Origin of the sequence: Nostoc linckia z4 (genome assembly GCF_002608075.1) — a bacterium.
Classification (GTDB): domain Bacteria; phylum Cyanobacteriota; class Cyanobacteriia; order Cyanobacteriales; family Nostocaceae; genus Nostoc; species Nostoc linckia.
In genome coordinates this window covers 12,959-32,190 of sequence record NZ_LAHA01000026.1, presented here as the reverse complement: position 1 = coordinate 32,190, position 19,232 = coordinate 12,959, and the positions used below count along the sequence as shown (strand labels likewise).

At 41.3% G+C, this 19,232-nt stretch carries 20 protein-coding genes and 1 pseudogene; 7 read left to right on the top strand and 14 right to left on the bottom strand.

The genetic code is table 11. From position 1 onward, the window contains the following. Window positions 1-238: 238 nt before the first annotated feature. Both thyD and VF06_RS42825 read left to right on the top strand, forming a co-directional pair. On the top strand, window positions 239-1,159 hold the full coding sequence (gene thyD, locus VF06_RS20395; protein ID WP_099067250.1) for a thylakoid membrane protein ThyD: 921 nt from the start codon (window positions 239-241) through the stop codon (window positions 1,157-1,159). 18 nt (window positions 1,160-1,177) lie between these two features. Next, a complete protein-coding gene (locus VF06_RS42825) occupies window positions 1,178-1,300 on the top strand; it encodes a hypothetical protein (protein WP_257207517.1) in 123 nt (40 codons plus the stop codon). On the opposite strand, the gene VF06_RS20390 is transcribed toward VF06_RS42825, so the two are convergent. The 3 genes from VF06_RS20390 to VF06_RS20375 all read right to left on the bottom strand — a co-directional run bounded on the left by VF06_RS20390 (window position 1,301) and on the right by VF06_RS20375 (window position 2,649). After that, window positions 1,301-1,549 (bottom strand): DUF8620 family protein, encoded by a 249-nt coding sequence (locus tag VF06_RS20390; RefSeq protein ID WP_099067249.1) that lies wholly within the window; start codon window positions 1,547-1,549, stop codon window positions 1,301-1,303. Between the two features lie 169 nt (window positions 1,550-1,718). After that, a complete protein-coding gene (locus VF06_RS20380; protein WP_099067247.1) occupies window positions 1,719-2,141 on the bottom strand; it encodes a tetratricopeptide repeat protein in 423 nt (140 codons plus the stop codon). A 151-nt stretch (window positions 2,142-2,292) separates the two neighbouring features. Next, on the bottom strand, window positions 2,293-2,649 hold the full coding sequence (locus VF06_RS20375; protein WP_099067246.1) for an iron-sulfur cluster assembly accessory protein: 357 nt from the start codon (window positions 2,647-2,649) through the stop codon (window positions 2,293-2,295). A gap of 326 nt (window positions 2,650-2,975) precedes the next feature. Here VF06_RS20375 and VF06_RS20365 point away from each other — a divergent pair, with 326 nt between their 5' ends. The 4 genes from VF06_RS20365 to VF06_RS20350 all read left to right on the top strand — a co-directional run bounded on the left by VF06_RS20365 (window position 2,976) and on the right by VF06_RS20350 (window position 8,953). Further along, window positions 2,976-4,616: a DUF6930 domain-containing protein gene (locus VF06_RS20365; RefSeq protein WP_099067244.1), complete on the top strand. Its 1,641-nt coding sequence runs from the start codon at window positions 2,976-2,978 to the stop codon at window positions 4,614-4,616. A gap of 1,949 nt (window positions 4,617-6,565) precedes the next feature. Beyond that, window positions 6,566-6,742 (top strand): ribbon-helix-helix domain-containing protein, encoded by a 177-nt coding sequence (locus tag VF06_RS20360; protein WP_099067243.1) that lies wholly within the window; start codon window positions 6,566-6,568, stop codon window positions 6,740-6,742. 274 nt (window positions 6,743-7,016) lie between these two features. Continuing rightward, on the top strand, window positions 7,017-8,456 hold the full coding sequence (zds, locus tag VF06_RS20355; RefSeq protein ID WP_099067242.1) for a 9,9'-di-cis-zeta-carotene desaturase: 1,440 nt from the start codon (window positions 7,017-7,019) through the stop codon (window positions 8,454-8,456). 53 nt (window positions 8,457-8,509) lie between these two features. Then, complete coding sequence (locus VF06_RS20350) at window positions 8,510-8,953, top strand: SRPBCC family protein (protein WP_099067241.1); 444 nt, start codon at window positions 8,510-8,512, stop codon at window positions 8,951-8,953. 106 nt (window positions 8,954-9,059) lie between these two features. Here the strand turns inward: VF06_RS20350 and VF06_RS20345 are convergent, their stop codons facing one another. The 5 genes from VF06_RS20345 to VF06_RS20325 all read right to left on the bottom strand — a co-directional run bounded on the left by VF06_RS20345 (window position 9,060) and on the right by VF06_RS20325 (window position 12,399). Next, window positions 9,060-9,302 carry a hypothetical protein gene (locus tag VF06_RS20345; RefSeq protein ID WP_099067240.1) on the bottom strand — a complete coding sequence of 81 codons (243 nt, stop codon included), beginning with the start codon at window positions 9,300-9,302 and terminating at the stop codon, window positions 9,060-9,062. A gap of 223 nt (window positions 9,303-9,525) precedes the next feature. After that, window positions 9,526-9,837, bottom strand: a complete 312-nt coding sequence (locus VF06_RS20340) for a HigA family addiction module antitoxin (RefSeq protein WP_099067239.1) — start codon at window positions 9,835-9,837, stop codon at window positions 9,526-9,528. A 53-nt stretch (window positions 9,838-9,890) separates the two neighbouring features. Beyond that, the gene (locus VF06_RS20335; protein WP_099067238.1) at window positions 9,891-10,127 is read right to left on the bottom strand and encodes a 2Fe-2S iron-sulfur cluster-binding protein; all 237 of its coding nucleotides are present in this window, start codon (window positions 10,125-10,127) and stop codon (window positions 9,891-9,893) included. Window positions 10,128-10,223: 96 nt separating this feature from the next. Next, window positions 10,224-11,702 carry a cobyric acid synthase CobQ gene (gene cobQ, locus VF06_RS20330; protein ID WP_099067237.1) on the bottom strand — a complete coding sequence of 493 codons (1,479 nt, stop codon included), beginning with the start codon at window positions 11,700-11,702 and terminating at the stop codon, window positions 10,224-10,226. A 292-nt stretch (window positions 11,703-11,994) separates the two neighbouring features. Then, the gene (locus tag VF06_RS20325; protein ID WP_099067236.1) at window positions 11,995-12,399 is read right to left on the bottom strand and encodes an Npun_F0494 family protein; all 405 of its coding nucleotides are present in this window, start codon (window positions 12,397-12,399) and stop codon (window positions 11,995-11,997) included. Between the two features lie 193 nt (window positions 12,400-12,592). Between VF06_RS20325 and VF06_RS20320 the strand changes: the two genes are divergently transcribed. After that, window positions 12,593-13,030 carry a peroxiredoxin gene (locus tag VF06_RS20320; RefSeq protein ID WP_096534437.1) on the top strand — a complete coding sequence of 146 codons (438 nt, stop codon included), beginning with the start codon at window positions 12,593-12,595 and terminating at the stop codon, window positions 13,028-13,030. A gap of 90 nt (window positions 13,031-13,120) precedes the next feature. On the opposite strand, the gene VF06_RS20315 is transcribed toward VF06_RS20320, so the two are convergent. The 6 genes and pseudogenes from VF06_RS20315 to VF06_RS20290 form a co-directional block, all read right to left on the bottom strand. Further along, the gene (locus tag VF06_RS20315; protein ID WP_244918084.1) at window positions 13,121-13,588 is read right to left on the bottom strand and encodes a hypothetical protein; all 468 of its coding nucleotides are present in this window, start codon (window positions 13,586-13,588) and stop codon (window positions 13,121-13,123) included. Window positions 13,589-13,619: 31 nt separating this feature from the next. Then, complete coding sequence (locus VF06_RS20310; RefSeq protein ID WP_099067304.1) at window positions 13,620-14,507, bottom strand: ABC transporter permease; 888 nt, start codon at window positions 14,505-14,507, stop codon at window positions 13,620-13,622. Window positions 14,508-14,642: 135 nt separating this feature from the next. Beyond that, entirely contained in the window at window positions 14,643-15,662 is a 1,020-nt protein-coding gene (locus VF06_RS20305) for an ABC transporter ATP-binding protein (protein ID WP_099067235.1), read from the bottom strand. Window positions 15,663-15,795: 133 nt separating this feature from the next. Then, a complete protein-coding gene (locus VF06_RS20300) occupies window positions 15,796-16,803 on the bottom strand; it encodes a choice-of-anchor A family protein (RefSeq protein ID WP_099067234.1) in 1,008 nt (335 codons plus the stop codon). A gap of 364 nt (window positions 16,804-17,167) precedes the next feature. Next, the gene (locus VF06_RS20295) at window positions 17,168-18,637 is read right to left on the bottom strand and encodes an aminotransferase class I/II-fold pyridoxal phosphate-dependent enzyme (protein WP_099067233.1); all 1,470 of its coding nucleotides are present in this window, start codon (window positions 18,635-18,637) and stop codon (window positions 17,168-17,170) included. Window positions 18,638-18,833: 196 nt separating this feature from the next. Then, window positions 18,834-18,971: pseudogene (locus VF06_RS20290) on the bottom strand (IS630-like element ISMae25 family transposase); the annotation flags it as partial. Window positions 18,972-19,232 lie beyond the last annotated feature (261 nt).

The window sequence follows — 19,232 nt, the reverse complement described above, 5'->3', positions numbered from 1 at the left end:
ACTCTGTCCATCTTATAATACTCAAGCATGTGACCCAAGAGGATAACGGGAAGGGGAGACAAGGGACTTTCAATTAAATGCAAGTAAAAAAATATTCCATTGCTACTGTTGACGGTCAACAGTCAACAACCTGAACCAGAATAATTTATTTTTTGGAGTTCTCTTACTTTGCTGCCTTGTAACCTAAACTTAAAATTTGATAAAAAACTTTAAAATAAGGCTTTGGCAGAGGTAAAAAATGAAAGTAGCAATTACTGGAGCAACAGGATTTGTTGGTAGTCGTTTGATACAACGACTCCACCAGGAAGGCCACACAATACTGGTGTTAACTCGGAATACCACTTTTGCTCAAAAAGTTTTTCCATCTGGGGCTTTCCGTAATCTGGAAATTGTTGCTTATACCCCGACTCAATCTGGTTCTTGGCAAAGTGCCATCTCCCTTTGTGATGCGGTAGTTAATTTAGCAGGAGAACCCATCGGCGAGGGACGCTGGACACCAGAACGCAAACAAGAAATCCTCAATAGTCGCAAGTTAGGCACACAAAAAATCGTGGAAGCAATAACCAGTGCTAATCCAAAACCAACTGTGTTAGTTAATGCTTCGGCTATTGGTTACTACGGTACTAGCGAAACCGCTAGCTTTGATGAAACAAGTTTATCTGGTAACGATTTTCTCGCCGAAGTCTGTCAAGCCTGGGAAGCAGAAGCTAAAAAGGTAAAAGAAGCTGGTGTGCGCTTAGTAATTCTGCGTTTCGGTATTGTTTTAGGCAATGGCGGTGCTTTGGCTAAAATGATTCCACCATTTAAACTGTTTGCTGGCGGCCCCATTGGTAGCGGTCGTCAGTGGTTCTCTTGGATTCACGTAGACGACTTAGTTAACCTGATTCTCCAAGCTTTAACCAAACCAGAAATCGAAGGTGTGTATAATGCCACAGCCCCTAACCCAGTACGGATGACAGAATTAAGCCATTCTTTAGGAGAAGTGATGCATCGTCCTTCTTGGTTACCCGTTCCTGGTTTTGCCATCGAAGCCCTTTTAGGAGACGGCGCAATAGTAGTTTTAGAAGGTCAAAAAGTCTTACCCAAGCGCACCGTAGAAACAGGTTTCGAGTACCGTTATCCTAATTTAAAAGCAGCACTCAAAGAAATTGTTTTATAGGGATTGGGGACTGGGGAGATGCAAAGATGGGGAGATGAGGGAGAGGGGGTAGACAAGGGAGATAAGGAGAAAGATTGCTCCTTGTCTTCCTTGTCTTCCTTGTCTTCCTTTTCCCCCTTGTCTCCCATACCCAATTGCTGATTATTGACTAGAAGAGAAAAATTTTTTAGACACCCAATTGATAATAGCGCTGAGGATGGCACCACCCATCAGGATACCAATTGCCGGGTTAAATAAGGGTTGCCATAATTGATGCCATAAATCTAAACCCAGGTTGACTCCCGCAGCATCGCCAACCGCCGCGATCGCTAACCAACCAAAGCCAAACAAAACTAAAAACACATCTGCTACTAAAATCAGGTTTAGCCAATTTAACAACTTATCTTTCATGATGGGATTGGGGCATTGGGCATTGGGTATTGGGTATTGGGTATTGGGCATTGGGCATTGGGCATTGGGCATTAGCCAAACAGGGCATTGGACGTGTTCACTGATGACTGAGGAATTCACAGTTGAAAGTTATTCTACTCCTGCCTCACCATGCCCCATGCCCCATTCTCTATTCTTCAAACAGCCATTTTTTCACTTTTCTCAAATTCTCCCAGTCTGGTTTCCTAGTTAAACCGTCTTCAATACTATTTTTTATTTCATCAGCCCATTCTTGGTTGACAAAAATTAATTGTTGTGCAAAGTCTATGTGTTCCCTCAAACCTTTTTGACCTGTTTCCAGCATTGCTAGAGCAAGATTAATCCTCCCTTGTGGGTCTTGTGGATTTAACTTGACTGCTTTGTTTGCAGCTTTGTAAGCCAGGTTGGGTTTGTTGTTGAGTAGATATAACCACGCTAAACAAATCCAAGCTGAACTAGTTCTGGGAGCGCGATCGCACACTTCTTTAAACACAGGAATTAAAGATTCTACTGGTTCTCCAGCTTTATAACGTTCTAAACCTGTGTCAAACAGGGATTCAACTGTTTGAGTCATACTAAATTAGTCAATATTCATTAGTCATTGGTCATTGGTCATTTGCTTTGGACAAAGCGCAAAGTCTGTGCACCGACTTACGGCGATGCCTACGGCAACGCGAAGCGCGAACAGAACTTTGTAAGAGAGGACAAATGACAACTAAACAATATTACACCCCGAATGACTTACCGCAACCGCAAGTTTGGCTAGCATTGGGGTTAGTGAATTGGAAGCCGCCGCCAATCATGGCATCGCTGTAATCGAGCATTAAGCCGTAGAGATATAATAGACTTTTGCGATCGCAAACAATTTGGAAGCCATCATAATCGAAAACTTCATCCTGAGGGCCGATCTTACTGGCGTCTTCAAAGTCCATCATGTAAGACATCCCAGAGCAGCCACCTTGACGTACTCCTACCCGCAGGCATAAGTCTTTGCCTTGCCTTTCCTGGAGAAATTTTACCTGGCGCAATGCGGCTTCGCTCAGCAGAATTCCGCGTTGTTGTGCCTGAGTTGCTTGTGTCATTTGCTTTTCAACTCCTTAATTATTCCAAGTGTCACCTGTGTAGGCTTGTTATTGCCTCTGGATCACCCTTGGTGTTTTTGTATCCATTCTAGCGGCATAGATGCCGCTAAGTGCCAAATTGTAAACACTCCGTCAAAAGCGGCGAAAGATTTTTATTCTAGAATTGAGAGACTCACTGTATCTTACCGATTTGTATTTTTGGAGTTCAAGCCTTTTGGCAGCCACAGATGCGACCACTCTTGTGATGCAGCCATGAAAATTCAATCCGAGGCTAGCCATCCCCAAAAGTTTACTTCCTAAATTGCTTCTTTTGATTAAGTTACTCTATGACAAGTTTTAATCGCTCTACCAGTCGTCGGTTGAAGAAATTAACTCAAATTCCTTCTGTATGGGAGGGCGATCGTCGTCCGTTATCGTCACCAAGCCAGCATTCAGACTCAGAAGCTAAGGGAGAATGCATTCTTTGGGTAGATTACTCCCAAGGTATTGTCCGGGGTATGGATGTGGTAGCTTCAGATATCGGCCCGGAAGCAATAGTTCGCACTTTGATGCGAGCAATGGAACATCCCCACAGTCCGGCAAAACCCGCCAGACCCCAACGAATTGTAGTCAAAGACCGCGAAATCCAATTTTACCTGCGAGGGGTGCTACAAGATTTGGATATCGCCATTGATTACGCACCAGAATTACCTTTAATTGACGAGTTGTTTCGCGGGTTCGCTGATATCCTGGATAGTCAAACCCCCGACTTACCTCCACAATACGCACAAATTTTGCGAGAGAAAGCTTTTGCAATTTGGCAAGCTGCACCTTGGGAATTTTTGGAAGAACAACAAATTCTATCAATAGAAATTAATAAGTGGGATGTTGGTACGCTCTACGCTTCCATTATGGGAATGCTGGGAATGGAGTATGGGATTTTATTTTATCGTTCAGAAGAATCTCTCAAGCGGTTTCGAGCGGCAGTTTTAAAAGATGAAGAATCAAAAGAACGTCTAGAAGAAGCTTTTCTCAAACAAGATTGTTTGTTTCTCACTTTTGAAAGTGCTGACGAAATCGACGAAGATGAGGATGATATCGATGATTTGGCAGATTTGCCACTTTCAGATATTGACCCCACTTTCGGTAATATCCACCCTTTAGAAGGACTGCGTTCTGTTTTGTATGATGAGGAAGCATTGGTAATTTATGTTGCCATTGAAAGCTTGAGCCGCTTTCTTCGCGACCACCGACGCCAGTTGCATTCTGAAACCTTCCCTTCCCTTAGCCGTCGCTATCGCATTTCTCCCCCACAATCTGAAGAATCAACTAAATCTGTGGCTGTGACAGTCTCTACCATGCCAGAGTTAGCAGCAGAATTAGAAGAAATGGCTGGCTTTGGTGTTGAGGATGAAGAATTTGACAATCTTGGCTCTGGAAACTTTCGCTCGTTACAAGATGATTTGATTCCCGAAGATTCTTTCCTCAGTTTAGGTGTGGTCTCCTGGGAGATGTTGGAGTATCTGCATAAAGGTGTCAACTATCATAAGGCTGGTGAAATCAAACAAGTGGGCGATGGTTTACCGGTGATTTTAATTCAAACTTCTCGACCCAAGGCTAAAACTGTAATTGAAAGAATTGAAGCAGCAGGTGGACTCAAAGCAATTTGCTTTAATCCAGGTGCCGACCCGTTTGATGGCGATCGCTACGACCTGGGTTTATTGCAAACTCAAAATGGCGAATTATTCCTCTTTGGCGAATTTTTGGATGAAGATCCAATTCATGTAGAAGCCCGGAAAAAATGGAATCAGCGTTGTAAAAATACAAAGGGATACTGCGGTTTAATCATTGCCAAAGGACTCACTGGAGCTTCCCGCGGCAATCCTCAATTACGAGATATGATGGCTTTGTTTGAAGCGCGATCGCTCTCACCTAAAGATTTGGGCATTGGCACTCTTCAACTCATGCCTGAACTTAAATTTGAATAGTTGCACTTTTGGCCATAAAAGTGAAGTAGAGTATCGGGAGTCGGGAGTGGGAAAAGCTTTGCCGCCGATAAGGGACGGGGTTTCAACCTAACAAAGCGATACAAGAATGGAAAGTCGTGACCCTACTTTCTACTCCCTACTGCCTGATTTTAACGATCGGGACTTACGCAAAAATAACGTAATTGGGTCATTACGAGCGATAGCGTACTCCTACACAGAAGCAAGCTACGCACAGCGTCTCGTAGAGAAGTAATCCCCCCTGACGCTGGGATTGCTTCCCTACACTGCGTTTCGGTCGCAATGACAATATCGGCGTTGCGTAAGTCCTAATGATAAATATTCATACCGACTTACTTATGGGTTTTTAAATTAGTTGATGATAAGTAGCTCAACGTAAAAAAACCTAAGATGTGGATGTAAATAAATGTCGGGTGTGTTGTGGCGTAGGCTAACGCACCTTGATAGATTCTACTATATCAATTGAGGTGCGTTGCTATCATTTTATGTTTAATTAAGTTGACCTAGTTATTTTAATCAACACTATTTATAAATAGTCTTTCGTTGAATTAAACCTATAGTAATCCTATATCATTTGTGAATATATAGTAAATTTGTCAATTATTTTTTCTCTTGCCTGTTGCTTATTCCCTTTTCTCTATTTTCATGAGTACTTTAATAACTCATTTAGGATTACCATAGCTGATGACTGTAAATATGGAAATCTTTTTTATATGTTTCGATCTGAATATCTTAATTATGTATCGATATTATTAAGCAAAAGCCCACGATTATATATTTCTTATAAAGAATATCAAATAGGATTTTTGTCTAAATAAAGATTACTTAAAGTGCGTATATTACAGCTATAATAGGCACAATACCGAAAAAGAGATATGAAATGTAAAATCGTTGTTTATAAGTATACTTACTTTTAAATAATGATTTATTTTCTCATCATTTTTTTTGGCTATCATTTTTATTTTAGTTTGATTATGACCAAAAATTTACTCACCCACCAATATGTAAGAAAATAATTGCCTACAAACAATTTCTAATACCTTCAGATAGATGAAAATAACAAAGACAAAAATAATTTGTTGTTCTGTCAGCAAATTATATCGTTAGAGGGAAGAGAAAAAATATCCAAAAATTCATCGTATCTTTACGGGGAGTTAATGTAAAAGGATGAAACAAAACTAAAATATTATTAGAGACAACACTCAAATAACATCACATTTTGATAGCTAATTAATCTGTGTAATATTACAGATAATGTTGTTAAAATTTATCAGCAAATCTGGGATATTTACACCGCAGATTTTTTAACTACAAAATTCACCGAACAAATAAATCAGTTCGATGACCAAAAACCAAAACCTATAAAGCTGGAAGTAAATATTAGGTGATTAGTTACAGTCATCAGTGTAAATGGGCGTTTGGTCTAGAGCGATCGCTTATTTACCTATTTTTTGAGTAAGCTTTCGCTAGTTATATATACCATTGCAACCAACATCAAGGTCAGCATTGAGCCACCAAAATGATTCTCTAGCTGGAGTCTCAGGTGTCACACCAGATGTTCTCTCCAAGGACATTGGATAAACTTGGCTAAAACACAACCTCAAATGCTTTGCCTGGAAAATAGCTTTGGAAATCTTGATTGAGTCAATAGTAGATATCTCAAATTCACTATTGAAAATCTCACGGTCAGGGTTTACTCATGCTGTTACTGGAGTTTTTATTTCAAAAAGCAAGTATGTGCTTTTTATGCTGTCACAATGGTAACAAAAACTGTAGTTTTTTGATTTGTTTAGAAAATGATGAAACCTTTGACAAAACCAACAATCTTAATATTAATGGTATTACTTGTTTCATGACACAAACTCTGGTAATCTTATCGTTTTCCTCTTTAGTTAGACCTTTTTCGATGGTGTAAATATACAGCAAATAGCATGATAATGACAAATAAAAAATGGGCCGTAAAACGTATAACTGTTAACCTTGCAACACAGGAAGCAGAAAAACTAGAAAAATATTGTCAGCAAACAGGTAGACCTGCAACTGATGTCATTCGCGAACTGATTAGAAGTTTGCCTATGTCTGACGAAGGCAAAGATGGAAATAGGTAAGAAAGTGCTTTTACGACTTACCAGATAGCTGTTTTGCCACCAAAAAAATAACCGCGATCCTTTTTTGAGTCCACTGCAATGGACAAAAGTTTGTCTAATCGATACAGGCGCGTTTTTCTCGCGTCTGGTCATTTGCTGAGACTAAAAGGAGTAATCAAAAATCTTTTAGTATTGACATCGCCTAGCCTGAATATGGTGGTGAGTTGATATTAAGTAGCAAATTCCGACGCCAACCCAGTTACAATCTGTAAAGAAACTGAAAAGGAACGACGGAATGCGTGTTGCAATTGTAGGTGCGGGACTGGCTGGGCTAGCAACCGCAGTGGATCTAGCCGATGCTGGTTGTGAAGTACAGATTTTTGAGTCTCGTCCGTTTGTGGGTGGTAAAGTTGGCAGTTGGGTTGATGGAGATGGCAACCATTTAGAAATGGGGTTGCATGTATTTTTTGGGTGCTACTACCAATTATTTGATTTGATGAAGAAAGTGGGGGGGTTAGAAAACTTACGCCTCAAAGAGCATACCCACACTTTTGTTAACAAAGGAGGCGGGACTGGTGCTTTAGATTTTCGCTTTATTACAGGTGCGCCTTTTAATGGATTAAAAGCATTTTTTACTACTTCTCAATTATCATTGCAGGATAAATTGCAAAATGCGATCGCCTTGGGTACTAGTCCGATAGTTCGCGGCTTAGTTGACTTTAATGGGGCGATGAAAACCATCCGCAATTTGGATAAAATTAGCTTTGCCGATTGGTTCCGCAGTCATGGTGGCAGTAACGGTAGCATCAAACGTATGTGGAATCCCATCGCTTACGCATTGGGATTTATTGATTGCGAAAACATTTCTGCCCGTTGTATGTTAACAATATTCCAGTTATTTGCAGTCAGAACTGAAGCTTCAGTGCTGCGAATGCTCGAAGGTTCCCCAGCTGAGTATTTGCACAAGCCGATTCTGGAATATTTGGAAGCTAGAGGCACTAAAGTTTATACCCGTCGGCAAGTGCGGGAAATTCAGTTTACAGAAACAGACGAACAAACAAGCGTTACAGGCATAATAGTAGCCCAAGGTGATACAGTAGAAACTATCACTGCTGATGCTTATGTATTTGCCTGTGATGTTCCAGGTATTCAGCGAATCCTACCCCAAAAATGGCGTAAATGGTCAGAATTTGACAATATTTACAAACTCGATGCAGTGCCAGTGGCAACAGTGCAATTACGCTTCGATGGGTGGGTGACAGAACTCAAGGATGCAGAAAACCGTAAACAGTTAAATCAAGCGGCTGGAATAGATAATTTACTTTACACAGCCGATGCAGACTTTTCTTGTTTTGCGGATTTAGCGTTGACTAGCCCTGCCGATTATTATCGCCCAGGACAGGGATCTTTATTACAGTTAGTACTGACACCAGGAGATCCCTTTATTGGACAAAGTAATGAAGCGATCGCTCAACATGTCCTCAAGCAAGTCCACGAACTTTTTCCCTCATCGCGGGAGTTAAATATGACTTGGTACAGCGTGGTAAAACTTGCTCAGTCTCTTTATCGAGAAGCACCAGGAATGGATGTGTATCGTCCCAACCAAAAAACCCCAGTGCATAATTTCTTCCTTGCAGGAAGTTACACGCAGCAAGATTACATTGACAGTATGGAAGGTGCTACCATTTCTGGACGGCGTGCAGCAAAAGTGATTTTGGAGACTTTGAAAAATTGACATAGACACCCACTGGCTTTTGTCAAACAGTAGACGCCAAGGAATAAAAAATCATGTCAGATTGGTTAGAACATACTGTGCAAATAGAAGTAGAAGCTCCCATAGATTTAGTATGGAGCCTCTGGTCTGATTTAGAACAAATGCCGCGATGGATGAAGTGGATTGATTCAGTGAAGATTCCGCCAGATAATCCAGATATATCTCTGTGGAAATTGAGTAGTAATGGTTTGGAATTTACTTGGAAATCTCGAATTTTGAAAGTAATTCCCAACCAAATTATTCAATGGGAATCCATTGATGGGTTGCCGAATCAGGGAGCGATTCGTTTTTACGATCGCCATAATAGTACTATCGTCAAAATGACTATTTCCTATGCTATCCCTGGCATTATTGGCAAAATTATGGATAACTTATTTTTGGGACGGATAGTTGAATCGACAATTCAAGCAGATTTGGAAAGGTTTAGACAATACGCCTTAAATATTAAAGGAAATTGATATAGCAAGAAAAAACAGGCAGTAGGAAATAAAGTGTAAAAATTTCTTACTGCCTAATAGAAAGATTTGGATTTTTTAAGGTTGTAGTAGGCTTTACTGCTGACTCTTATTCTTTTGTTGAAGATGGGATATAGTTTTGTTGTTTTATTTTGAGGTCTGCTATACCTTGAGCATAAGCGCTCCAGTAACGGAAATCCTGGAATTTATCTCCTGATATCCCATTTTCATGACATTTTCTACTTTGCGCTGAACAGTGCATTTCTATTAAAGTAATAACATATTCAACCTGATATACATCCTCATTTAATAGTTCAAGTATCTCTTTTTCTAGTACTCTCTGTGCTTTCATATTTTTACTTGTTCATAAATAAAATTGATAGGATAAACTATACAGATTTGAGAAATATAAAAAATCAGTAATAGTACTTAAAAACAGTCTTAATACCATAATAACTTGAGATTGATACCGCAAATTAAGCAGGATTAGACGCCAAAATGCTTGTATTATAGATTTTCTTTAAATACAAAAATTCTCTAAACACCAAAAACCTAATCATTGATTAAATTTTTGTTTATGCGTTGACTTGTTTGAATTCAGATAATATTCGGGGAGAAATAGTTGCTTGAATTTCTTTACCGATTTTTTGTTCAGCTAGCCTAAGCTCATAATTCTTTTGTAAATTAATCCACAACTCGGCACCAGTACCAAACCATTCCCCTAACCGTAATGCGGTGTCAGCGGTAATAGCCCGTTCACCATTAATTATTTCAGTAATGCGGTTTGTTGGTACATGAAGGATACGTGCTAACTCACTTGCGCTTATCTGCAACTCATGAAGTTCATCAGCAAGAATTTTTCCAGGATGTATGGGTGGCCGTGCCATGTTGTTCTCTAATATCTCCATAGCTTACCAGTGATTTTCAATGCAAAGCAACATTACCAACTTGGGTCGCTAAACAAATTAATCGTTAATTCTTCGCGTGGTGGTATCGCTGTGATACAGGCGCGGATGTTTTCTCCATCTTCTAATTCCACAGTGCAAGCGTAACAAGACCCCATCAAACAACCAGTAGGAATAAATACTCCAGCCCGGTCTGCTACATCCAAGAGGGCTTCTCCCACTTCGGCGTCTACTGTGACATCATCTGGTAGAAATCGGACACGAACAATCATTAATCTTACGCTTTTGATTTAGGGCGTGTCATTTGTCATTTATCCTTTGTCTAAAGCAAATGACCAATGACCAATGACATTTCAAAGCATTCTAGCTTAAGACAAAAACGGAGTTAAGTCTAAATGGTTTTCAACTTCACTAGCTAGAGAATCTAAAATTTGCTCTCGTTGTTCCCGGTAGTTAGCAACACCAGTGGGCAGAGATTTTAAACCCCGTTGTTGACGGAGGCGATTTAACCAAGCCCGTCGCCAAGGGCCGTTATCAAAAATTCCGTGGAGGTAAGTACCCCAGACTGACTGACAATTATCTACTAATCCTAAGTTAATATCGTCAAATAGCGCATGGTATGATTGACTATCTATTCCTTGCTGTTCAATGCGCGATCGCCCTTGATGAATCTCAAAGCCATTGACTGGCAAGCCCAACTGGGGATAATTCGAGCTAACTTGTCGCTGGCGGGCAATTTTTTGTCCTGTAATTACAGTTCTAATTGGTAAAAGATTTAACCCTTGATATCTACCAGCTTGTCCTTCTATTCCTTCTGGGTCGGCTATGATTTGTCCCAGCATTTGATACCCGCCACAGATGCCTAAAACTGTTCCCCCAGAAGCGGCATAATGTTGAATTGCTTCTGCCATACCGCTTTTTTGCAGTAGTAGCAAATCAGCAATTGTGGTCTTTGTACCTGGGATTATTACTGCATCTGGATGTCCTAAATCTTGCTTGGGACTAATAAATTTTACTGAAACGGAGCTTTCAGATTCTAGAGGGTCAAAATCAGTGAAGTTGGCAATTCTGGGTAAACGAATAACTGCTATGTTGAGATCTGCTTGAACTTTGGTTGATTGACGTTCTAGCAAATCAAGGGAATCTTCCGCCGGAAATACTTCTTGTAAGTAGGGTATAACGCCAACAACGGGAATACCGGTGCGTTCTTCCAACCATTTTATTCCAGGTTCTAGAAGCGATCGCTGTCCTCGAAACTTATTAATTACTACACCTTTAATTAAAGCCCGTTCATCCGGTTCCAATAATTCTAAAGTGCCTACCACATGGGCAAAAGCGCCACCCCTGTCAATATCAACTACCAGTAGAGTTGGCGCATTCAAATATTTTGCTACCCGCATATTCGTTAAATCGCGGTGCTTGAGGTTAATTTCCGCTGGACTACCAGCACCTTCACAAACCAGCAAGTCAAATTCTGTTCCCAAATGCTGTAGCGATTCTTCAATAGCCCGCCACCCCAGGTCAAAATATTGTTCATAGTAATCTGCGGCAGCGACTTTACCCACTGGTCTACCTTTGATAATTACTTGCGAAGTCATATCCCCTTGGGGTTTCAGTAAAATCGGGTTCATTTCCACCCAAGGTACAACTCCCGCCGCCCAAGCTTGCACTGCTTGGGCATAGCCAATTTCTCCTCCACTGGCAGTGACATAAGCATTTAAAGCCATATTTTGACCTTTAAAGGGAGCTACTCGCCAACCACGCCGCGATAAAATTCGACAAATAGCTGCACTTAAGAGTGATTTCCCTGCGTGGGATGTTGTCCCCACCACCATAATTGATTTCATAGTCACTATCAGGTTTTTATTAATATATAAGGTGAAATTTTAGGGGCATGGGGACTGAGGAGTTAGGGGAAAGGGGAAAGGTTAAAGGGTAAAGGTTAAAGGGTAAAGGGAAAAGGGATAAATTTAACCTTTCCCCCTTACCCCTTTCCCTTTTCCCATGCCCCATGCCCAATGCCCCATGCCCCATGCCCAATGCCCCACCACATTGTAAAGACTTTATGAACGGGTGTCATGTTTCCGTATACTATTGTTCCCTTTGATTCGCTAATCTTAACTCTTTAGTTGTTTTGTTCTACAAGGGTAAACGGAACCAACGAGTCACGATATTGTATAAGCGATCGCGCCATGAAGGAGAACGCCAATTTTTACCTTGATGTTGTTCTATCAACTGATGTCCCAAGGGAGTGAGGCGAAAACTATCGGTAATTCCCTGACCATCGACTTCTCGCCGCAATACACCCACTTGAATCAGCCAACCCAAAGCGTCGTCACATGTTAATTCTGATAAAGGACGCTGAGTATAACCTTGATTAAATCCATTTTCTAGGGCGATGGCACTCAAGGATATACTCTGATGCCGCATGGCTTCAAATAAAGATGGATTAAAGGGCGAACATATTAGCGATCGCTCCGCCCTTTCGATTGTAATGGCAGGATAAACAAAAGTTTTGGGGTTGCGGAAATCAACAGTAGGCATTGTGTATGGGTATAAATTTTTCTTTGAATAAAAATTAATTTCAGAATATATATTTTTGTATCTGTTAGCCGAACTCAGGAGAATTGAGTTAACTAAAGTATAGTTATGTTATTTTTTAGTAAATATATTTAGTTATTATAAATTATTGTAAAATCTCAAGTGCATCAACAATCTGAAACAGGAAAGGTTTATTATGCCTCTAGCAGTTGGTACGGATGCACCTGCATTTACCGCCAAAGATACAAACGGCAATACAGTTTCTTTATCTGATTTTGCTGGTAAGACGGTTGTTTTGTATTTTTACCCCAAAGATGACACTCCAGGCTGCACCAAACAAGCTTGTAGTTTCCGGGACGCCCAATCTAAATATCAAAGTCAAGATGTTGTAGTTCTGGGAGTTAGTGCAGATGATGAAGTTTCTCATCAGGCATTCACCCAAAAATATAATTTGAATTTTCCTCTACTGGCTGACACCGATAAATCCCTCATCAAAGCTTTTGATGTGGATGGCGGTGGTTACGCCAAGCGCGTCACCTACGTAATTGGGCCAGACGGCAAAATTACTCATGTTGACGCCAGTGTAAATACAACAACCCACGCTGAAGATGTTTTAGCTGCACTTGGGCTGTAGTTTTTTGCCTCACACAGCAGGCAATAGGCAATAGGCAAAAAGGTCTGACCCCAACCCCAAGCTTTTGGAGTTGGGGTTATTGATTTGAATTCAGTTACCAGAAGGTAATTTTGGTGTTGTTTGCTGTGCTTGTGGGCATTGGAGTGCTTGTTGTTGGTTCCTTGGTGCTGTTGGTGGTTCAGTTGATGATGTCGGCGACGCTAATGCAACCGATGGCGATCCTGCGGTTGTGGCTTGCCCTTGTTGACGACATTGAAGCAACTGTTGTTGTCTAGCTCGAAAAGCTGCTGCGCTTGAATCTAGTTGTTCGTTCTGTTGTTGAGAATTCCAGTTGAGAGTTCCGAAGTTTGCTCGGTGAATCAGATCGAACATATTGAAATTATCTGAGTTCGAGCGGGAGAAGGGATCGGTATTTTGGTCTGTGGTACTGTTACTAGGAAAAGCATCTGCTGGACTCAACTGAGCCAAACTAGGTTCAGCTATCAGTAAAGGAGCAAAGCTAATTCCTGCTGCGGTAGCCAAGAAGAGTCTAGTAATTTGTAAAAATGGTTTTTTCATGGTTTTTGACTCAAAATTGCTCTCTTATATCTTAAGCAAGAGTCCGTCTTAATTGCGGCTGAATGCTAACTAAGGCAACAACAGCAAAACCAAACAACACCAATAATGCCCCTCCAAAGGTAACATTACCCCAAGGAGCTTGCATAACTACACTATCTAAAGCCCAACTACTGTGGAGATACAAATAGCGAATGGGTTCGATGGCATAGCTGAGGGGATTTAGAGTTGCTACAACCTGCAACCATTGAGGCATGAAAGATAAAGGAGCCAAAGCGGTACTAGCAAATAATAATGGTAGGTTAGTGACAAAAATTACCGCAATTAGTTCAATGTGACCGGGTAAAGCAAAAGCCAAGCCCAGAGAAATCGCTGTCACGCCCAAAGCCAGCAGAAAAACAATTAAAGCGATCGCACCTAAACCAGCTGCATCAGGTATTCCCGCGCCTAAAAACGCTGCTGCACCTACAATCACGGCTGCTTGCAATAAACTTTGGCTGATGATGAAAATTGCCGAAGCAAAGACAATGGAAAACCGCGATGCCAACGGTGCTACCAGCAAACGATTCAAAAAGCCGAACTCGCGGTCAAACATTACAGGCAAACCAGCATTTAGCGCTCCAGCAAAGGCTGTAAACACAATTACTCCAGCAGCCAAAAATTGACCGTAATTTGTCGTACTGCCAAATAAACCTTTTGGTGCATTTTGGAATAATGCACCAAACAATACCAACCACATCACCGGCTGAATAATTCCAGCAACTAATGTCGAAGGACGACGTTGCAATTGAATAAACAAGCGACGAGTTAAAGCCAGCGTCTCTTGTACCAATTCACCGAAAAAATTAGAATCGGATTTAGCATCAGCTTGGGGTGATGCTAGCGGTTGCCAATTGATATCAGATTTAGGGGTAACACTCATAAGAATTTTGGATTTTGGATTTTGGATTTTGGATTGGGCATCAGGCATCGGGCATTGGGCATTGGGTAAAGAGGAAAGGTTAGATTTACCCCTTTTCCCTTTTCCCTTTAACCTTTTCCCTGCTCTCCCCATTCCCTACCTCATATTCTGCTTTTTCTCAGCTTTGGGATCGCGGGTGGCGATCGCTGCTAGTTCGGCATCCATCAGGGTGCGTCCTGTGGCGGCGAGGTAAACGTCGTCAAGGCTGGGGCGAGATTGGGCGATGCCAAATATGGGCAAGCCGGCGTTATTTAAAGTTTGCTGGATGTTGATGAGAACGTCATTTTGGGGAGTCACCACCAAGTTGAGTGAATTACCTTGAGCGCTGTTGATGATGACTTCTTGGACGAAGGGCAAAGATTGGAGGAGGTTTTTAGCTTTTTGGGCTTCTTCAATGGGAGAAAACTCCTGAATTCGCAAGGTGATGCGATCGCCACCTACTTGATCTTTCAATTGGGAAGGTGTCCCAGCCGCAATTACAACGCCGCGATCGATAATTGCCACGCGATCGGCTAGGGCGTCAATCTCTTCTAAATAATGGCTGGTAATTACTACCGTCGTCCCAGAGGCGCGTAATTTCCTTAAGAAATCCCATACCACAAAACGGCTTTCTATGTCAAGCCCTACGGTTGGTTCATCTAAGACTAAAACATCCGGTGCGTGGAGTAAGCCAGCCGCTAAGTCAAGGCGCTTGCGTAAGCCGCCAGAGTAGGTTCCGGTTTTTTTGTTGGCGTATTCTTGTAAACCGAGTAAATCCAATACTGTTTCAATACGCTGTTTGGCTAGTGCGCCTGGGATGTGATAAAGTGCTGCTTGCAATTGCAGTAATTCTCGTCCAGTCAACACTTTATCTATGGCGACTTCCTGAGCTACATAGCCTAATTTTTGTCTTGCTACTCTGGGATTGTCTAATACAGAGATACCAGATACTTCGATTTTGCCAGCATCAGGCGTGGTGAGGGTACACAAGGCACGTAAGGTGGTAGTTTTGCCAGCACCGTTGGGGCCAAGTAAACCAAAGATTTCTCCTGACTCTACCTGAAAAGAAACATCCTTAACGGCAACCACCGTGCCGTAGGATTTTTGCAAATTTTGAATTAAAACGGCGGGAGCCATGACAGCTTTTCCCCAACTATACAAATCTCAATAAATCTATTTTTATTGTAGAAGGTGGGGACAAGGAAATAGCGCATGAGCGAAAATATGTAAATAAGTTCGCTTCATGCGCTATGCTGCCAAAAATTTGGGATTATTTTAAGCAAGTTGTTGGATTGCGTTTGTGGCGAAAGATACCAAATCCTAAAGCAATTAATCCTAAACCTGGCAAATTGGCAGGTTCTGGAACTGAAGTAGGAGTGGGAGGATTATTGTTGTTTGTGGTATTGGGCGGATTGTAATAAGTCTCGGTTTTTGGGACACTTGGCAAATCCCCATTAAATAGATAGTTGTGCGACTCGCCATTTCCAGTTAAGGAAGCTACCACTACGTTACCGTTAACTTGACCGTTATTGAAGTTGAAATTCGCCAAAGGAGCGAGAATACTACCTTGAATGCCAATACCACTGGCAGTGAGGTTAGTAGCTTCATAGAAATTGTAAATTACCTTTTGTTTATCTGTGCCCAGGATGTTAAAGCCGAAGTTTTGCAGTGATACATCCTTACCGCTGATATTCACAAGGATGGTTGAATTTGCATCTCCCTTGATTTCAAAATAGTTTGTTTTGGAGACATCCGTTCCTGAAAGATTAAAAACATTGAAGGCCGTGCCGGTTCCACTGAGGTTGATAGCACCCCAAGGTTGTACCGTTGTTTGACCGGTGGGAGTTAAAGTTGCTAAATATTGCGATAGCGATCGCAATTCTTCTCCTGCTGCATTAAAGTCAATGGGATTACCTTTACTAAGAGTTCCTTGGGGAAATCCCACGTTACTGGAAACATTGGCCGTGCCTCCATAAACAGCATTACCGTGGTAAACTTGACCGTTGCTGAGAGTTAAGTTTTGTCCGGCTACGACTACATTACCGCTATTGTTAGCAAGTCTGCTTCCCAGTCCGCCAACAAAATTCACGTTACCGCCAGCAGCTAGCTTTCCTTCAATATCTGTATATTTTTGAGTGATGTCTCCCAAAACAAACACATTGTAATCAGAAGCAGCGCCCAACTCAACTGCATTTGCTTTTGCAGAAATACCCAGTGCCAAAGTAACTGCAATGGGAACTGCTACTCGTTGCCAAACATAATAGGTTTTTGAGTTCATTTTCTAATTTTGGAATTATTAACATCATCCTAAAAGTAGAAATCAAAGACGACATTAGTTTAATGGTGAGTTTCATTGAAGTTTTATAGCTACCATCATCACTGTATTTTTTCACTGAAATTATTACATCAACCGCATATTTACTGTTGACTAAAAGAATTTTAAAGCCGCAATAAATAAAAAAATAAATAAGAATAGATGTTGGTTGAATGTTGATTTTTAAAGGTTCACAGGTAATAGTGGCAATGGATTCTTTGGATTTTTAAGTCTCCAAGTTGCTTGATTTTGTAAAGTTATAAAATTGAAATTTTCTAATTTATCAATTTAGGGATGATGATTTTTTAAATATGACAAAAATATGACATTATTGAACAACTTTTAAAGTTTTCAGACTAGTGTCATGGCAACCGCTGATAAATCCTCCCATCGCTTGGATTTGTTGCAAATAATCAAGAACCGATTTGGTGATGAGTTCTCCTGGCATTAATACGGGAATTCCCGGAGGATAGGGACAGACAATTTCAGTACAAATACGGTGGCAAGTTTTTGCTAAAGGTAATGTTTCACTGGCAGCAAAAAAAGCTTCACGGGGAGACAAATACAAATTACTCGCGGCGGTTGGGGAAAAATCTTGCCAAATATAATTTTTAACAGAGGCATTGGTTCGGCGATATTCTTGAGCAAGAGCAGTAAAACCTTGGATTAATTGCTGAATATCAGCCGTGTTGTTGCCCATAGTAATAATAAAAGTCAGGTGTTGTTGGGAGGGAAATTCCGCAGTAACAGCAAATTTTTCATCTAAAACATCATCTGCTGCAAATCCGGTTAAACCTAAATTAGAAACAGTGACAGTTAATCGCGTTTTATCTAAAGCCACAAAACCAGGAGTTACACCCAATTGAGGCATTTCCAAAACAGATAAGCCAGGAATTTCGCTGATTTTGGTTCTGGCTTCCTGGGCAAGTTGCAAAGTTTGAGACATCAGCAGTTTTCCGTGGAGTGCCATTTGCTGACGCGCTGCATCTAGAGAAGCTAAAAGTATATAACTGGGACTGGTAGACTGTAGGAGCTGCAAAGCTTTACTAATGCGATCGCTATCTATCCTATTACCTTGAACGTGCAACATCGATGCCTGTGTCATGGCACCAAGCACCTTATGGATGGATTGTACAGTTAAATCTGCACCTGCGGCTAAAGCTGGAGTGGGCAATTGGGGATGAAAGCTAAAGTGTGCGCCGTGTGCTTCATCTACAATTAGAGGAATATTATGTTGATGGGTAATATTGGCGATCGCATTTAAATCTCCGCAAACACCGTAATATGTAGGGTAGACTGTCAACACTGCTTTAGCGTCGGGATGTTGTTGCAGTGCAGATTCTACAGCAGTTGGTGTAATGCTATGGGCAATATCTAAAACTGAATCGTATTCGGGATTGAGAAAAACTGGATAAGCACCAGAGAGAATTAAGCCGGCGATGGCAGAAGAATGCACATTTCTAGGCAAAATAATTTTATCGCCATTACCACAGGTAGCGAGAATTGCCGCTTCAATTCCACAGGTAGAACCGTTAACCAAAAACCATGTTTGGGAAGCGCCAAATGCTTCGGCTGCTAATTGTTGCGCTTCTTGAATTACCCCTTGGGGTGTAGAAAGATTATCTAAATCTGCTAATTCCGTTAAGTCAGCACGGAAGACGGCTTTACCAAGTAAATCAGCTAACGGTTGAGAGATGCCCTTGCCTTGCTTGTGTCCAGGCATGTAAAAAGCAGCATGAGAGCGTGTTGCATTGGCTTTTAAGGCGTCTAATAGGGGTGTTTGGTTTTGATTGAGCATTTTTGAAAAAACAATGCAATCCTAATGCTGCCCCTATCTGTTGGTCATTCCAACGAAGATCCCATAGGGTGAGCGAAAAAAGGTGTGGGGAGTGTGGGAAGTGTGGGAAGTGTGGGGAGTGTGGGAAGTGTGGAGGGTAATTTTTTGGATACTTAGCTAGAAATCCCACACAAAATTTCGTTCACCCGATCCCATATTCACCCTCATCCGACATCAACAGTACTCGTGCATAGAGAATTTTTTTCGCTGCTGCATGACTATTGCGGCTAATTGTTTCTAAGTTTTGTCTTTGTTCTGCACTTGGGCGGATCTTGTCCCTTCGTCCACGTCCCATTTTCTTTGTCTGCTTTTATCATCTTTATTGCAACATTTTAGCCTTGTCACGCTAATACTAGTAGTCTGGCAAGTCAACTTTGCTAGGTGAGGGCTGGGGAAAGGGAAAGGGGAAAAGGGTAAGGGATTTAAAACCTTTCCCCTTTCCCCTTTCCCCTTTACCCCGCTAAGTTTACTTGGCGAACTACTAGTGGTCTATCGCATTAATTTTGTAATGAAAAAATGTTCGTAGTCAGGATTTTAGTCCTTGATTTTTAAGCAC

What these genes read in the sequence shown, in the direction of transcription:
- thyD (WP_099067250.1), top strand. Translation starts at nt 239, where the DNA reads ATGAAAGTAGCAATTACTGGAGCAACAGGATTTGTTGGTAGTCGTTTG.
- VF06_RS42825 (WP_257207517.1), top strand. Translation starts at nt 1,178, where the DNA reads ATGCAAAGATGGGGAGATGAGGGAGAGGGGGTAGACAAGGGAGATAAG.
- VF06_RS20390 (WP_099067249.1), bottom strand. Translation starts at nt 1,549, where the DNA reads ATGAAAGATAAGTTGTTAAATTGGCTAAACCTGATTTTAGTAGCAGAT.
- VF06_RS20380 (WP_099067247.1), bottom strand. Translation starts at nt 2,141, where the DNA reads ATGACTCAAACAGTTGAATCCCTGTTTGACACAGGTTTAGAACGTTAT.
- VF06_RS20375 (WP_099067246.1), bottom strand. Translation starts at nt 2,649, where the DNA reads ATGACACAAGCAACTCAGGCACAACAACGCGGAATTCTGCTGAGCGAA.
- VF06_RS20365 (WP_099067244.1), top strand. Translation starts at nt 2,976, where the DNA reads ATGACAAGTTTTAATCGCTCTACCAGTCGTCGGTTGAAGAAATTAACT.
- VF06_RS20360 (WP_099067243.1), top strand. Translation starts at nt 6,566, where the DNA reads ATGATAATGACAAATAAAAAATGGGCCGTAAAACGTATAACTGTTAAC.
- zds (WP_099067242.1), top strand. Translation starts at nt 7,017, where the DNA reads ATGCGTGTTGCAATTGTAGGTGCGGGACTGGCTGGGCTAGCAACCGCA.
- VF06_RS20350 (WP_099067241.1), top strand. Translation starts at nt 8,510, where the DNA reads ATGTCAGATTGGTTAGAACATACTGTGCAAATAGAAGTAGAAGCTCCC.
- VF06_RS20345 (WP_099067240.1), bottom strand. Translation starts at nt 9,302, where the DNA reads ATGAAAGCACAGAGAGTACTAGAAAAAGAGATACTTGAACTATTAAAT.
- VF06_RS20340 (WP_099067239.1), bottom strand. Translation starts at nt 9,837, where the DNA reads ATGGCACGGCCACCCATACATCCTGGAAAAATTCTTGCTGATGAACTT.
- VF06_RS20335 (WP_099067238.1), bottom strand. Translation starts at nt 10,127, where the DNA reads ATGATTGTTCGTGTCCGATTTCTACCAGATGATGTCACAGTAGACGCC.
- cobQ (WP_099067237.1), bottom strand. Translation starts at nt 11,702, where the DNA reads ATGAAATCAATTATGGTGGTGGGGACAACATCCCACGCAGGGAAATCA.
- VF06_RS20325 (WP_099067236.1), bottom strand. Translation starts at nt 12,399, where the DNA reads ATGCCTACTGTTGATTTCCGCAACCCCAAAACTTTTGTTTATCCTGCC.
- VF06_RS20320 (WP_096534437.1), top strand. Translation starts at nt 12,593, where the DNA reads ATGCCTCTAGCAGTTGGTACGGATGCACCTGCATTTACCGCCAAAGAT.
- VF06_RS20315 (WP_244918084.1), bottom strand. Translation starts at nt 13,588, where the DNA reads ATGAAAAAACCATTTTTACAAATTACTAGACTCTTCTTGGCTACCGCA.
- VF06_RS20310 (WP_099067304.1), bottom strand. Translation starts at nt 14,507, where the DNA reads ATGAGTGTTACCCCTAAATCTGATATCAATTGGCAACCGCTAGCATCA.
- VF06_RS20305 (WP_099067235.1), bottom strand. Translation starts at nt 15,662, where the DNA reads ATGGCTCCCGCCGTTTTAATTCAAAATTTGCAAAAATCCTACGGCACG.
- VF06_RS20300 (WP_099067234.1), bottom strand. Translation starts at nt 16,803, where the DNA reads ATGAACTCAAAAACCTATTATGTTTGGCAACGAGTAGCAGTTCCCATT.
- VF06_RS20295 (WP_099067233.1), bottom strand. Translation starts at nt 18,637, where the DNA reads ATGCTCAATCAAAACCAAACACCCCTATTAGACGCCTTAAAAGCCAAT.